Below are 14,650 nucleotides of genomic sequence, written 5' to 3'. Positions count from 1 at the left end.
TTGTCTATCCTAAATATTTTCGGACTCAGCGATCGCCTTGAAAAACAAGTGCAAGGACTTTGAGCGGAGCCAGCTAACTATTATTTGAGCAGCATTTCTCCCTTCCAAGCAGGCTAACACCCCCCAGAGGGATATTTATCCAGCAGCCAAGCTAGCTATCTGTTCTCAGTAGATAGCTAGCCTGCAAAAATGCTGTATAAGCACCCGGATTGGTATATTATCCGGCACCCGTGCAGGCTATTTACCCAAATCGGGGGATTAGACAGCTTTGGTTCTGAATAACATGCCTGAATCGCCTTTTATTCAGCATTTGAGTCGTATACTAGCCGCGTCAGAGCATTTTATCCGACAGGCTTCAGCAAGTCTTCATGGTCTGTACGGAGTATCTGCGGGTAACATTTAGTACATAATTAGTACTTTAGTTCTATTTATGTATCTACTCCCTTTATGGAAACCCGACCCAAGAAGCTACTCGACCAGGTTCGAGATGCGATTCGACTCAAGCATTACTCTTATAAAACTGAGCAAACCTATGTGGGGTGGATTCGCCGCTACATCTTGTTCCACAACAAGCAATGGCAATTTGTGTTCCCATCCCTATCGCGTTCTAAAGATCCAAGGAGTGGTGTAGTCAGGCGACATCACTTACACGAGAGTATTGTGCAGCGATCGCTCAAACAGGCTGTTCGAGGGATGGGTCAGTGTAATTTACTTTTCAGTCAGTGCCCAGGAGCCATCCCAGCTATCGGGGGGAGGGTTGGTTAGCCAGTGCTGGCAACGGCTCAGGTGAAGAGTGGCAGACTTATCATCCTTGTTAATGTTCAAAACCGTGCCAAACTCTGCCATTGCCATTGGGAAGTTCCGCTCCAGGTAGTACTCCCGTCCCTTGTGGTAATGCTCAATAATCTGCTCTTGCTCACTGGGCAATGGTTCATCCCGTAGCCCAATCAGTTCGTAGACCTTCACCGGCTTATCCTTGCCTTTGACGCGGATGTAGTCCAACTCCCTTGCCCAAATGCGATCGGCACAGGGCTGATAGGTATACTCGCTGATCACAATATCAGTGCCGTATAGCTTGGTAGCTCCTTCTAACCGGGAACCCAGGTTCACCCCATCACCGATCGCCGTAAACTCCATGCGCTTACTGGAGCCAATGTTACCGCTGATCACCACATCTGAGTTGACACCAATCCCAATCCTAATCGGTGTTTGGCTGTGGGCAATTCGTTTGGCGTTGAACGCTAATAATCGATGACGCATCTCTAACGCAGTCTGGACTGCCATCCACTCATGGTCATTGAGCGGTAAGGGTGAACCGAAGACTGCCATAATGGCATCCCCAATATATTTGTCGAGGGTGCCCTTATAGGTGAAAACTGCATCCACCATTTGCTCAAAGTACTCGTTGAGCATCTCCACTACTTCCTCTGCTCTGAGGGTTTCAGTCAGGCTGGTGTAGCTGCGAATATCAGAGAACAGGACAGTCACTTCTTTGCGATCGCCCCCCATTTTGGCAGCGTCAGGGTTCTCTAACAACTGTTCTGCCAGTTCCTGGGTCATGTAGCGGTACATGGTACTCTTCAGCCGTTTTTCATCGCTGATATCTTCCATCACCACCAGCGCTCCCGATACCCGCTTGCTATCATTGGCATCGGCGATCGTATTGACTGAGAGGTTGATGCTGTGCATCTCACCACCCTGTAAGGGTTCCAGGGTTTGATCCGGATAGTACTGACTGCGGCTCTTTTCGTCTTTGCCTTCCAGTGCCGTGCGGAACCAGCGGGTAAAGTCGCCTTTCTGGATGTTAATCAAGTCTTCAATCGGTTTTCCTTCCAGGGGTTCCTGTGCCGTAATACCCAGGAGTTCTTTGGCGCTTTCGTTGGCAGCAACAATATTGCCCTGTTTGTCGGTAGAGATGACCCCGTTGGACAGCGATCGCAGAATATCTCGCTGCATCTGTTCTTGCTGACGTACCGTTTCAAACAACTTGGCATTTTGCAGCGCCACACCCGCCTGAATGTTGAAAGTCGTCATGAACTCCTGGTCGGTGCTGTTGAAGCTTGCCTTCCAGCATTCTGGCGCTGCGGGATAGTTTTTGGGGTCGTAGGGGGGATGCTCTCCCTGTTTAATCTTATTGATCAACTGGGTCACCCCAATCAGCTCACCATCGGCGTTAAACACCGGCATACACAACATGCTGCAAGTCCGATACCCCGTTTTCTGATCCGTTTCCTTAGACGTTTGAGAGTTGGACTGGTCGTACAGATCAAAGGGAATCATCAGTGGTTCACCGCTGGTTGCTACCTGCCCTGCGAACCCAGCATCTCTGGGAATCCGGATTTCGCGCAGGGAACCATCTGCCATCTGGATTTTGGTCCATAGTTGGTTACGATCCTGGTCAATCAGCCAGAGGGTGCTGCGATCCGCATTCATCAGCTTTTTGGCTTCATCCATCACGTTCTTCAGCGTCGATTCCAGATCCAGACTGCTCTTACTGAGGGACTGGGTTGCCTGGATCAGAGCATTAGCTGCCCGCTGCTTTTGAGTCGCGGCGTAAAAAGATCGGGACGATTCAAGAATCAGGCGGATGGAGGGGGTAAATTCCCAAAATACTTGCTCATCATGGGGAGTGAATCCCTCCAGGTCGATCCGGTCTGCCAGAGCAGCCGCGGGATCGGCATTCTTCTTCAGTTTGTTAATGAGCTGAATCACCGCCACCAGTTCATCCTTATCGTTGAGCAGGGGCAGGGCAAGCATGGTGTAGGTGCGGTAGCCCGTATTTTTGTGTTGAATTTTTGCCTGAACCGAACGGGGGTCATCGAAGAAGTCAAAGGGGATATTAACCACTTTTTTGAAGGTGGCAACTTCACCTGCGATCCCTTTATCGGTTGGAACTCGAATTTCAACGGTGCCGCCGCCTTCTTTGGCAACGGTAGTGTATAGTTCGTTCTTTTCTTTATCCAGTAAAAAAATAGTCGTCCGATCAGCGTTGAGCAGTTCTCCTGTCTTGGCAGTAATCGAACTGAGCATCTCCTCCAGAACCGAGTCAAACCCCTGCATATCCAACATGGATAGGGTTTGATTCACAATCTCAAGCTTCCGCTCTACGTCAGTCACCACTTCTTTGAACCGTTCCTGGGTCAGGGGAGCCAGAAAAGAGCGGAATGTGCCGCGTTGGGTCGCCAGGGCACCTCCCCTGCCAGGGGACTGACCATTTTCTGCGCGGGAAAACCCCATTTCAGACTGGAAGGAGCGTTCTTCCTCATTCCGGGCACGCAGGTCGGTCACCACTTCGCTGGCATCCGCCTCGCTCTGGATTGGAATCACCTCAATTTCAGTTTGAGGAACAACATCAACGGTGGTGTTGCTGCGGTTTTTCTCGGGCAGATGCGGCGATGTGGTTGTCATATTTCGTTAAATAATCTTTAGGAATAATGAGTACCTTTGCCAATCTATGCCCCAACAGGTCTGTCTATTGGTGCCACAACCAGGAGGTTTAGCAGATTTTCTGTGTCCACCAACCGAACAGGCGATCGCACCCCTAGTGGTCTGTCAAGAATTACTTTGTGGGTTGAAAACCCCAAAATAATAACCCCTTTCCTATCCCAAACTCACAATCACAAAGTTGACAAACCACTAGCATGACTATTTTCCGAATTTAGGACGATTGTGTCACTATGGGACGACATTGTGTGTACTGAGGCTTACTATTGCTCCCTCTAGTGACTATCTGAATCGGGTTGCTCAGTGTCAGAGTGCCCACTCCTGAAAAATTCTGAGCGCTAGTTTGAAAAAGTTTGGGCATTTGCTCTTTATCTTGCCAGGAGTTGGTTGGGGTGTCCTCACACTTTATCGCGGTGTTTGTTGAGATGGGGCGTTGGAGAAAAATTTTTGATGATCTTTGAAGATTTTTATTCTCGGCGTTCAGAGGGCTGGCATCAAGCCTTTTTTGAAACTTTGGCTTTGGTGGAGCCTGACCGAGGTTTCGATTTGGTGTTTAGGTCGGGAGGGGGTTGGGGAGACAGATCCGGGTTAACGGCATGGTTTTGGCGCAGGTTGGCGGCTTGCACTAGGAGTGACTCGGCAAAGGCGATCGCTTCCTGGACGGAATCACCTCCTGCCAGTTGTGCCAGTTCTTCTCGCCGTTGCTGGCTGTCGAGGGGCGTGATCCGAACGACGGTGCGGACATCGGAGGGGAGAGGAGAGAGGGGTGTTGCAGGGTTGGGTTTCTCGGTGTCGCTGCGTCGTCGTGTTGCCGTGTTCCGTTCTGCACGCTTGCCATTAGTTGAGGGGGGACTGTCGCCGATGACCTCTTTGCTAACACGGAAGTGGTGGTCTGCCATAGCGGCAACGATGGGCTGGTGGGTGACGCAGAGAACCTGATGGCGGTGGCTGAGTTGATGAAGTTTTTCGGCGATCGCCTGGGCAACCCGACCCGAAACGCCAACGTCAATCTCATCAAAGACGAGGGTACCGACGGGATCAATTTGGGTGAAGCTGGCTTGTAGCGCCAGCAGAAACCGGCTCATTTCACCACCAGAGGCAATTTCAGTCAGGGGTTGCAGGGGTTCACCAGGGTTGGGGCTGAACAGAAAGGTGATCTGATCGGCACCGAGGGCAGAGGGGGGGCAGGGACTAATTTGCACCTGAAATTTGACTTTCTCCATTGCCAGGGGCTTGAGTTCATTGACTAATCGCTCTTCCAGATCTTTGGCAGTTAACTGACGCAGGTGGGTGAGTTTGGCACAGGCTTCGGTCAGTTCTGCCTGCCGTTGCTGGAATGCCTGTTCCAGTTCTTCCAGGGATTGCCCGCCGCCGGTGAGGGTATCCAGGTCAGCCTGTAACTGTTGCTGAAGGGCGATCGCATCTGCCAGAGTGGGCCCATACTTACGGCAGACCTGTTTTAGTTCAACAATTCGTTCCTGCACTTCCTGAAGCCGCTGGGGATCGGCTTCAATACTCTCGCCATAGAAATTAATTTCCCGCCCTGCCTGCTCTACCTGTGCCAGGGCATTGCTGACCAGATCCAGGATCGGTTGGAGTTGGGTATCATACTCAACCATTGCCTGTAGGGTTTCCTCGGAACGCCCCAGCAGATCGGCACAGGCTTCGACACCGCTGTCGTTTTCGTAGAGCGCCTGGTAGACCTGGTAGCTTTTTTGCTGAAGTTCAACGCTGTGGGTCAGGCGATTACGCTCCTGTTCTAGTTGCTCCAGTTCGTCGGGATCGCTCAGGTTGGCAGTATTCAGTTCCCGGATCTGGTACTCAAACAGGTCAAGTTGCTGGAGCCGTTCTTGCTCAGATTTACGGCGGCGATCGAGGGCTTGGGTCGCTTGTTGATAAGCAGCCCAGGCGGCAGTCACCCGTTCTCGTTGCTGGAGCAGGGGATCACCACCATAGCTGTCCAGCCATTCCCGTTGGAGAGGAGGCTGCCCAATCTGGACGGTTTGCCCCTGGGCAGTAATTTCCACCAGGCGATCGCGCAAGCCTTCCATTTGCTGCTTATTAACGACCACCCCATTTACCCGCGAACGGCTGCGCTGGCTTCCCTGGTTCAGAGTAATTTCTCGACTACAGGTGAGTGCCACTGCCTCTGGAACCTGAATGTCATAGGCGGTGAGGCAGGATGCCAGTTCAGCATCCATCTGAAATGCCGCTTCAACCAGTGCCCGCTCTGCTCCCGTTCGCACCGCCCGACTGGTCACTTTCCCTCCCAACACGGCATCGATCGCATCCAGGATGATGGATTTACCTGCCCCCGTTTCTCCAGTTAGTACGGTCAACCCAGCACCCAGTTCCAGATCCAGGTGGTCAACCAGGGCAAAGTTTTCAATCCGTAGGGAGAATAGCATTGGGGGTAGGGAAGGTGAGGAGAGAGGGGTGAGGGGTGAAAAGTTGAGAGTTTTGAGTTGAGAGTTTTAAGTTTGGGGGAATGGGGAGGATGGAGGGGAGATTAAGTTTTAAGTTTTGAGTTGGGGTTTACAGGGAGTAAAGGAGATAGGGGAGCAGGCTTGAGAGTTCGAGGTTTATAGAGAGGGAGGAGGGGGAATATTTTAAGACAAACAAGATGGGGATGAACTGCGATAAGGGGCTTCAATGTTTAAATTACAATCTCGGTGCAGGCTAAAATTGGATGATAGTACCTTAGTATTAAATTCGTTGAAAGATTTTTCTATTCCTCTTTTACCTTGAATCTGCCATCTTTCAAAATTCCCTATTCCCATAGCTTTTGCAAGTAATCAATCTCCATAAAGTCATCCCGTAATTGTGATCCAATTACTTAACCCCATTACCGCTCACCACTACCGAGTAAACCCCCAACTCAAAACTTTCAACTCTCAACCCTCAACTCTCAACTATTACCTCCTCCCCCAGCTTCCCTATGGTATCGATCTCTGAGGCATTCGCAACCGCTGTTCAGGCTTATCAGTCTGGGAACTTGTTTGATGCGGAATGGAAGTGCCAGCAAATTGTGGGGCAGCAACCGGGGTATCTGCCTGCTTTGCATTTGCTGGGGGCGATCGCCTATCAAACCGGGCGGCTGGAGACGGCGATCGCTTGCTATCAGCAATTGCTTACGGTTGAACCTGATCACTGGGAGGCACATGGCAATCTGGCAGTGGCGCTGCAAGACCGGGGACAGTGGGAAGATGCAGCCAGCCATTTTCAGCAGGCGTTGGCGCTTAATTCCAATCACGCCCCTGTCCACTACAATTTTGCCAATCTGCTTCGGAAACAGCAGGATTGGGAGGGGGCGATCGCCCATTACCGGCAGGCGATTGTCCTGAACCCCAACTACGTCAAAGCACATAATAATTTGGGTCAAGTCCTGCGAGAGCAGGGACAACTGGAGGCGGCTGGAGAGCAGTTTCAGCAGGCGATTGCTCTGGAACCGGAGAATTACGAACTGCACAACAACCTGGGCAATGTGTTGCAGGAGCAGAGCAGGGTGGAGGCGGCGATCGCCCAGTATCAGCAGTCTTTAATGGGAAAGGCGGATAATCCAGAAGTCTATTTCAACCTGGGTAATGCCATGAGTGCCCTGGGGCAGATCGAGGCGGCGATTACCTACTACAAGAGCGCTTTGAAGCTGGGACTGAACCGGGCAGAGGTTCACAACAACCTGGGGTTGATGGTACAGGAACAGCGGCAGCTAGAGCAGGCAGTAGAACACTTTCAGCGGGCAGTTGCGCTCAATCCCGATGACTCGTCACTACTGACTAATCTGGGTATCGCCCTGTATGAGCAGAACGATCTAGCAGGGGCGATCGCCCAGTATCGCAGGGCAATTGCTTTAAATCCCAACTCGGCTGAGGCACACCTGAATCTCAGCTTCGCCCTACTGGCGGAGGGCAATTTTCCAGAGGGGTTTGCGGAGTATGAGTGGCGGTTTCGGGTGCCGGAATTTCAGGTGCCAGAGCTACCGGGCGATCGCTGGACGGGGGCAGACCTGCAAGGAAAAACAATCCTTCTCTACGCAGAACAGGGCTTTGGTGATGCGATCCAATTCATCCGTTATCTACCTGATTTGGTTCAGCGAGGTGCCTCCATCATCGTCGCCTGTCAGCCAGAACTACAGCGCCTATTTGCCGCCTTTCCCGGTATCACCCAACTCATCTCCAAAGCAAACCCCTTTCCCCCCGCCGACTTCCACCTGCCCTTGATCAGCCTCCCCCTGATTCTGCAATCAACCCTGGAAACCCTCCCCAAACCAACCCCCTACCTTTCCTTTCCTCCCCCCCTTTCCCCTGCCCCCCCTCTCCCCGTCTCCCCTGCTTACAAAATCGGCATCACCTGGGCAAGTGCCCCCTCAAACAACCCCCGTCAGCTTAAGTCTTACCGGAATAAGTCTACCTCCCTGCCCTTATTCATAGCGCTGCAATCCATGCCCCAGGTGGCACTCTATAGCCTTCAGGTAGGACCCCATGCTTCGGAGGTGGTTCAGTCCGGTTTTGAGGGGGTAATTCAGGATCTCAGTCCTCAGATTATGGATTTTGCCGATACGGCAGCGGCGATCGCCACAATGGATCTGGTAATTTCGGTGGATACAGCCGTGGCTCACCTGGCTGGGGCAATGGGCAAACCCGTATGGCTGTTGTTGCCCTTCGCCTGTGACTGGCGCTGGATGCTGCACCGGGAAGATAGCCCCTGGTACCCCACCATGCGCCTGTTTCGGCAGGAGACTCCGGGGGATTGGGCGGGGGTGATGGCGAAGGTGATGGCGGCGTTGAAGGAGGATGCTTCCTACCAACGGCATAGTAATAAAAGTGGTGGGTAGGGGAGTGTTCTATCTCCATCAGCAGTAACCAGTTGGGTACTTTTTGAGGATTGGGATTTGATTACGCAATGGGTAACTTGCTAGCAAAGATCCCCGGTGTCTCGTTGCTCTAAACTCTAATTGTAAAAATAACCTTCCAGACACCGGGGAGCGGTCGATGGTTGCACTCCGGTCATTTGCGGCAATTATCACAACCCCCACACCTGAGTTTCCCTGCTTCATCTGCAAAACCAAATGCACTCAGCAAAAACTGCCAGCGGCAATCGCGGGTTTTCAGGAACTTGACCATTTGTTGGGATGCTTTCGTATTCGACTCTGCTGGAGATGAACCTTTTGCCTGAGGCAGCAATCGGTATTGGAAAGGACTTTGCCACTCAAGCTGACCTGTCCCGTGCAGCCAGGACAATGCCAGTGCCCCACCCTGAAACTGACGGCTCACCGTTTCCACATCCCCCTGGGAGGGCAGCTTCTTTGCCAACTGCTGCGCCATCTGCTGCTGCTTCTGGGTTTGTTGCTCAAAAAACTGCCACCGTTGTTTGTCTTCCGAATCGAGCCAACCCGTGGTTTCGCTGATCAGCGTCAGCGCTGTTGCGGGTTTACCATCTCTGCCCGCTCGTCCCACCTCCTGAATGTACTCCGATAACAATGAAGGGGCATGAAAATGGGCAACCCACCGTACATTTGGTTTGTTGATTCCCATGCCAAATGCATTCGTACAAACCACAAACTGAATCTCATCGTTGATCCAGTTAGTTTCCATCAAGCGGCGTTCATCGGGACTTAACCCTGCATGGTAAGCCGCTGTGCGATAACCCTGCTGGCTCAGCCACTCGGCTAACAGTTCACTATCCCGCCGAGTGCGGACATAGACCAGACCTGCCTGATTTCCGTAAGCTCGAATAAATTTGAGTAACTGCTGCCGCCGTCCCCGTGGAGTCCAAACCACCTGCACATTCAGGCTCAGGTTAGAACGGTAGGGATTGAGCCGAAAAACCTGGGGGTGTTGAAGGTGCAGAATCCGTTGAATCGTTTGTTGAGTGTGGGGATCTGCTGTGGCAGTAAAGGCGGCAATGGCAATGCGACTTCCCTCTGGTTTGCTCTGGAGTAGGGGCGATCGCACCGCTCCCAAGCGGAAATAGGCGGGTCTAAACGTGTCTCCCCATTGGGCAAGGCAGTGAGCTTCATCCAAAATGATTCCATTAATTTTCAGTGTGGGATGGCACAACTTCTCCCAGACCGGCGCACTTAACAGGGTTTCGGGAGAGAGGTAGAGCAGGCGCAACTTATGGTTTTCCAGTGCCCATAGGGTTTGCCGACGCTGTTGTTTAGACAGCTCACTGTGCAACGATGCCACGGACCACTGAAAAGACGGGTGCCGTTCTCGTAATTCCTGCACTTGATTTTCCATCAGGGCTACCAGAGGCGAAACCACCAGCGTCAGCCCCGTTTGCAACAGGGCAGGCAGTTGGAAACAAAGGGATTTGCCGCCTCCAGTTGGCATAATAATCAGCGAGTCTCGTTGCTCCAGTAAACATTGAACAATTTCTCCCTGGGGTGGACGGAAGTCGGAATATCCCCAGATTTTCTGTAGTCCAGCCCGAATCGATGCCTGGGTCGCAGGCGTTGTAGTGTGTGATGGAAGATGCATGTGCCCCGATGGAGTAAGTCGTGTTGAAATTCTCTAAATCAAGAGATTTCTTCAGGGTGCCCACCTTCAAACTGTAAAACCATCCTCAGTTAATCTTTTTAATGATTAACCCAGCGGCAACGATTGATGAATATTTTCAATGACTCAATTTGATTCCTTATTGATTATTCGTATTTTTCATATTTCCCACTTAACAGGCTCCAGATTCGTAACGTCGGGTTACAGCAGTTCTTATGCTGATGCGGTATAAGCTAGTGGTTTGTTATGAGTCATTAGTCATTAGTCCTTTGTGGGTAACCAATGACCAATGACCAATGACCAACGACGACCAATAGCGTACCTCACAAAGATAAGAATTACTATAGAAGCTCCAGCTTCCAACTGAATTCAGTAACTTTTGGTAGATTTGTTGCTTGATCATTGCCGGGTTAATAGCAAATCAATGTGATTCTGGCGTTGATTTTGAAAGTAGTCAATGATTGCAGAAATGTTTTGCTGACAGGCAATCAGATTCCCTCCCCCGTCGATCGCACTGATTTGATAACCCAGGTCAACAAAGAACTGCAAAAAGGTTTCTGGTGAAGTCTTACCAATGTGGTTCAAACTAACTGGGGCAAATTCAGTAAAGATAGTGGGTTGATTTTGCTGTAATAACTGTTTCATCCCCTGGAGGGCAAAGGGTTCATGACCTTCTATATCAAGTTTGACGACATCAATATTCGTTTCTCCCAAAAATGAGTCCAGGGCGACTGCTGTAATCTCTTTATACAAAGGCTTTCCAGTTCCGACGTAGGGACTGAGTGACTCCTTATCCTTAGACGTGACGATTGCGCCAGAGTTGACCGAACTGCCTGCGTCATAAATTAAGATTGACTCATTTTGATCACTGACTGCTAATGGATAGGCTTGAATGATTGAGTCAAATCCGTTGTAAGCAATACTCGTTTTCAAATACCGAAAGTTGGTTTCATCGGGTTCAAAACTAAATACTTTTCCCTGGGGGCAATGGCTGGCAGCCAGCAGACTGTAATAACCAATATTGGCACCAATATCCAGAAAATGAGTATCGGGCTTCAAGTGTTGCAAAAACGCCTGAACCACATTTTCTTCATAACTAGACTTGAGCAAAATGGGCAACCCGATCGCCCGGTCATGGATATTTAGCACAATCGAAAAGTGATGGTCTTCAATTCGCTTAATCACCTCATCCGAACCTGCCAGGATTCGCAAAAAGTCACCTGGCTCCAATCTCCCAACACTGGACATCCCTCCCTTGAGATAGCGCCTTAACTTCATTAGAAAAGGATTCATGGTAGTTAGGTTGAGCGGTGAGGAGTGATTTAGACCTCCGAGGTTTTACAAAACCTCGGAGGTCTGGGTTCCAATCCGATCTAATCTCCACTCCTTAATGGTGATGATGACCATGATTATGATGGTGGTCGTGGTGATGGTGGCTCTGGGCAAGACTGGGATTCACTACCAGAGCTTCCTCGGTCACTAGTGCCTCAATTTGAGGATTTGCCCACTCTGCTGCCATTTTGAGAAATTGGGGATGGTCGTTAACGCACTCCATCTGAACATAGGTCACATCGGGACGCTGACGGTGGAGAGTATGGATGATGTGATCCACATCCAATAGAGTTTCATGGTTTTCAGTGGCAAAGCCAATCGGCATAAAGACGATCGCTGTCGCTCCTAGCTCCATCAAATTTTTCGCTGCCAGTTCTGCATTCGGTTGAGTCCACTCGATTAATGGCGTTTGGTGGTTCAGCCAGCCCACAGAGATCAATGGAAAACGATGGATCAGCCTTTCACGTACACGCTCGTAGAGCGCCTGGCTTTCGTCAATTCCAGAGGTAAAGCCTTTTGCCTTGTGGGGACAACCGTGATTCATCAGCACGATTCCGGTTTGAGACGGTAAATGAGCGGCTGCCAGTTCCGTCCGAATCTTTTCCTCTACCAACTGTGCCATCAACTGAATGTAGTCCGGTTCATTAAAGAAGGAAGGAATGTAACGAATCCCCTTGACCCACTGCTCAGTTGCGTCACTCAGACTAGCCAGGGCTTTATTCACCTGCTCCACGGCAATACCGCTAGTAAAAATGGAGTCCACCACCAGCAACGGGTAAATCAATATTTTGCTGAATCCTTCTGCTTTTACCTGTTCCAGCACTTGCTCTGGCAGGAAGGGTTGGCAGAAGTTAAAAGCTTTGAAGACTTTGACGCGATCGCCCCACCGGTTCTGCAACGATTCTTCAATCCCTGCCCGTTGGCGTTCAAAAATGGCATTGTGGGGCGAAATGAAGTGATCATGCTGATGACTCCATTCATGCAGGTCAAAGACTGCCAGAAGCTTTGCCAGGGGAGGGTAGATCCAGGTAGGGACAGGGGCAAACTTAGCAGTTAGTAAATTGAGTGCCTGTTCATTGTAGTTGGCGAAGTCTTCATAGCTTTCGACTTCTCCATAGCCCATCAGTAGAACAGCAACCCGATCTTGGGAGTTGGATGCCTCTGGGGTTTGCTGAAGTTTTTCGGAGGTAGCGACCACGGGAAATTCCTCGCCTTGTGATTACCATTTTTTAGCCACTGTAGTCATGACTGCCTTTACCACCCTTTAAACCTGATCCAGATTGAGAACTGAAAATTTTTCCCAGTAAAGCTACGGGTCCCTCAGTGGGTGAGGTTTGGGAGTGGATTTGCTTGAGAATGACTACAGTTCCTCTCTAGGCTAACATCCCCTTAGGGGGGATAGAGCTTAAAAGAATCAACAGCTATAGCGATCCTGTTTGGATTGTGAAAGGAACTTCCCGTCAGGGAAAGACTTTCACAACTCTTCTTTTTCACAAATGATTTAGGACTGCTATATGTAGGGAAGGGGTGGATGGGAAGGAGTGAGGTGTCAGGTGCCAGGATTGCCGGTCCTAAACATTCTGGACAATAGCTATGAAAGAAAATTTTTGCAGCAGCGGATGGAAAATTGCTCTCTCCAGAGATAGATTTTAATAATGCGTTTACTGATTTGTCCGGGAGTACATGATTCAGCATTGACAGAATCTTTCCTGTCCGCGCTTCTGGGAGAAATAGGCGTTTATCCGGCTGGGCAAGCTCCCCTGATTTTTCCAACTCAAATCTATCCAGCCTATTCTGCGTTCCACGTGCTTCAGTTTCTCGATCGGCAATTAGCGGTGGCAGATCCCGATCGCCTTCCTCGCCCTCCTTTATTGATAGTGGCATTTAGTGCTGGTGTTGCCGCTGCTATAGGATCTGCCTGGAGTTGGCAACTGGGGGGTGGTCAGGTCAGAGGGTTGATTGCCCTGGATGGCTGGGGTGTCCCTTTAGCGGGCAATTTCCCCATCCATCGGGTGAGCCATGACTTCTTCACCCACTGGAGTTCAGCCCTGTTAGGGAAAGGAGAGGACAGTTTCTATGCCGAGCCTGGAGTGGACCATCTAGATCTGTGGCGATCGCCCCAAACTGCGATCGGCTGGCACATTTCCACCAACCCTGCCAAGCCTTCGATTCCCACCACGGCAGCCCGTTTTATCGCAACCCTGATTCAGCAATACAGTTCCGCTTGAAACTGAAAACATTGGACCATAAGGGACTCGCAAATTAATAAAGTCCCAACGTCATTCCCGCGCAGGCGGGAATCCATCGTGGAGCAGCTTGTCTGGCGGGTACTTTATTTTGGGGCACATCCCTAAGACTGAAGAGGCAAATGGGCGAATTTATCGAGTGCGATGCCAGGATTAAGGGAGTACCGGGCGGATCAGGCGTTTACCTTGGGTTGGTTGTGAATTTGTGGACTCTTGGCTAGGTTGAACTGGACAGCGGGGTGCGGGGTAATAGTCCGTCTCGCAACCCTTGGGGGTGCAAACCTGTTTAGGGCAAAGTTGGGACTGTCCTTGCAGTTTGCCCCCTTTAATCGTGACAACCGTTTCACCCACTGCCCCTAACACGTCTCCCCCCAATTCAATCGAGCACATCGCTTCACAAACAGCCCGCTCCATCGAATTCGGCTTAATTGAAAATAAGATAATGTTAGTTCCTTCTACCACCTTTACCTGGTGAGTGGTATTGTCTTCATTTTGCAGATCCACTGCCAGAGCGCTACCTGTTGATAGAGCAAACAAACTCAACGCCAGCAAAGTTTTTTTGATCATGATGATAGAAGGTTATGAAATTCACGCTGACCAATTCTAAAACCTATAACGCTTTTTGATTGCAAGAGATCTCTTGCCAAAGAAGAGGGGAGCGAGAATGCCCCCATTCAGCTCCCCCATGTGCTTGTGCTCTACACATCTTTTAGGCTACCCCCTCGGGCTTGTCCCACACCTCATCCTGCCAACTCATCCATTTGGGTGAATTTGGAAAGAAAACGTTATAGTCTCCTTAAAGCCTGTAGAGAAAGACTATACAGACCAATGGCACTGACTTACAGCGATTCCCGGTAGGGTGGGCACTGCCCACATTTTCCAAAAGCTTTAGTTATAGGGCTTTGTGGGCGATGCCCACCCTACAAGTTGTGGCTTATTCAAGCGGCAACCGCTGTAAAACAGGAATCCCTACTTACCTTGTTCTCCAGGCTCAGCCTGGGAACATTGACTGAGAGGCTCTGCCTCTATCAGCGCTAGAGGCAGAGCCTCCAGGGTTGCCATTCCAAGGCAAAGCCTTAGAACGAGAGGGATGGATGATGGAAACGTGCGGTCACTCGTATGTTTCCG

General features: G+C 50.6%; 9 protein-coding genes. 3 read left to right on the top strand and 6 right to left on the bottom strand.

Annotated elements, in window-relative coordinates; genetic code table 11:
* Nucleotides 1-447 precede the first annotated feature (447 nt).
* Nucleotides 448-765, top strand: coding sequence for a phage integrase N-terminal SAM-like domain-containing protein (locus AC1S52_RS33765; RefSeq protein ID WP_482033444.1), 318 nt, complete (start codon nt 448-450; stop codon nt 763-765).
* Here AC1S52_RS33765 and AC1S52_RS33760 read toward each other — a convergent pair.
* Nucleotides 709-3,408: a GAF domain-containing protein gene (locus AC1S52_RS33760; protein WP_482033443.1), complete on the bottom strand. Its 2,700-nt coding sequence runs from the start codon at nt 3,406-3,408 to the stop codon at nt 709-711. The two genes, AC1S52_RS33765 and AC1S52_RS33760, sit on opposite strands and share 57 nt — an antisense overlap.
* Before the next feature lie 530 nt (nt 3,409-3,938).
* Complete coding sequence (recN, locus tag AC1S52_RS33755) at nt 3,939-5,852, bottom strand: DNA repair protein RecN (protein WP_482033442.1); 1,914 nt, start codon at nt 5,850-5,852, stop codon at nt 3,939-3,941.
* Between the two features lie 530 nt (nt 5,853-6,382).
* Here recN and AC1S52_RS33750 point away from each other — a divergent pair.
* Nucleotides 6,383-8,278, top strand: a complete 1,896-nt coding sequence (locus tag AC1S52_RS33750; RefSeq protein ID WP_482033441.1) for a tetratricopeptide repeat protein — start codon at nt 6,383-6,385, stop codon at nt 8,276-8,278.
* Nucleotides 8,279-8,450: 172 nt separating this feature from the next.
* On the opposite strand, the gene AC1S52_RS33745 is transcribed toward AC1S52_RS33750, so the two are convergent.
* The 3 genes from AC1S52_RS33745 to AC1S52_RS33735 form a co-directional block, all read right to left on the bottom strand.
* Nucleotides 8,451-9,926 (bottom strand): RecQ family ATP-dependent DNA helicase, encoded by a 1,476-nt coding sequence (locus tag AC1S52_RS33745; protein ID WP_482033440.1) that lies wholly within the window; start codon nt 9,924-9,926, stop codon nt 8,451-8,453.
* A 417-nt stretch (nt 9,927-10,343) separates the two neighbouring features.
* A complete protein-coding gene (locus tag AC1S52_RS33740) occupies nt 10,344-11,237 on the bottom strand; it encodes an FkbM family methyltransferase (protein ID WP_482033439.1) in 894 nt (297 codons plus the stop codon).
* Between the two features lie 94 nt (nt 11,238-11,331).
* Nucleotides 11,332-12,474, bottom strand: coding sequence for a ferrochelatase (locus AC1S52_RS33735; RefSeq protein WP_482033438.1), 1,143 nt, complete (start codon nt 12,472-12,474; stop codon nt 11,332-11,334).
* A 457-nt stretch (nt 12,475-12,931) separates the two neighbouring features.
* Here AC1S52_RS33735 and AC1S52_RS33730 point away from each other — a divergent pair, with 457 nt between their 5' ends.
* Nucleotides 12,932-13,504 (top strand): hypothetical protein, encoded by a 573-nt coding sequence (locus AC1S52_RS33730; RefSeq protein ID WP_482033437.1) that lies wholly within the window; start codon nt 12,932-12,934, stop codon nt 13,502-13,504.
* Nucleotides 13,505-13,675: 171 nt separating this feature from the next.
* Here the strand turns inward: AC1S52_RS33730 and AC1S52_RS33725 are convergent, their stop codons facing one another.
* Complete coding sequence (locus tag AC1S52_RS33725) at nt 13,676-14,089, bottom strand: hypothetical protein (RefSeq protein WP_482033436.1); 414 nt, start codon at nt 14,087-14,089, stop codon at nt 13,676-13,678.
* Between the last annotated feature and the right edge of the window lie 561 nt (nt 14,090-14,650).

Source organism: Kovacikia sp. CALU 1929, from assembly GCF_056784235.1.
Note: the sequence above shows the minus strand (reverse complement) of the source record. Positions and strands in the feature narration are given on the sequence as shown.

What these genes read in the sequence shown, in the direction of transcription:
- AC1S52_RS33740 (WP_482033439.1), bottom strand. Translation starts at nt 11,237, where the DNA reads ATGAATCCTTTTCTAATGAAGTTAAGGCGCTATCTCAAGGGAGGGATG.
- AC1S52_RS33725 (WP_482033436.1), bottom strand. Translation starts at nt 14,089, where the DNA reads ATGATCAAAAAAACTTTGCTGGCGTTGAGTTTGTTTGCTCTATCAACA.
- AC1S52_RS33765 (WP_482033444.1), top strand. Translation starts at nt 448, where the DNA reads ATGGAAACCCGACCCAAGAAGCTACTCGACCAGGTTCGAGATGCGATT.
- AC1S52_RS33760 (WP_482033443.1), bottom strand. Translation starts at nt 3,408, where the DNA reads ATGACAACCACATCGCCGCATCTGCCCGAGAAAAACCGCAGCAACACC.
- AC1S52_RS33730 (WP_482033437.1), top strand. Translation starts at nt 12,932, where the DNA reads ATGCGTTTACTGATTTGTCCGGGAGTACATGATTCAGCATTGACAGAA.
- AC1S52_RS33745 (WP_482033440.1), bottom strand. Translation starts at nt 9,926, where the DNA reads ATGCATCTTCCATCACACACTACAACGCCTGCGACCCAGGCATCGATT.
- AC1S52_RS33750 (WP_482033441.1), top strand. Translation starts at nt 6,383, where the DNA reads ATGGTATCGATCTCTGAGGCATTCGCAACCGCTGTTCAGGCTTATCAG.
- recN (WP_482033442.1), bottom strand. Translation starts at nt 5,852, where the DNA reads ATGCTATTCTCCCTACGGATTGAAAACTTTGCCCTGGTTGACCACCTG.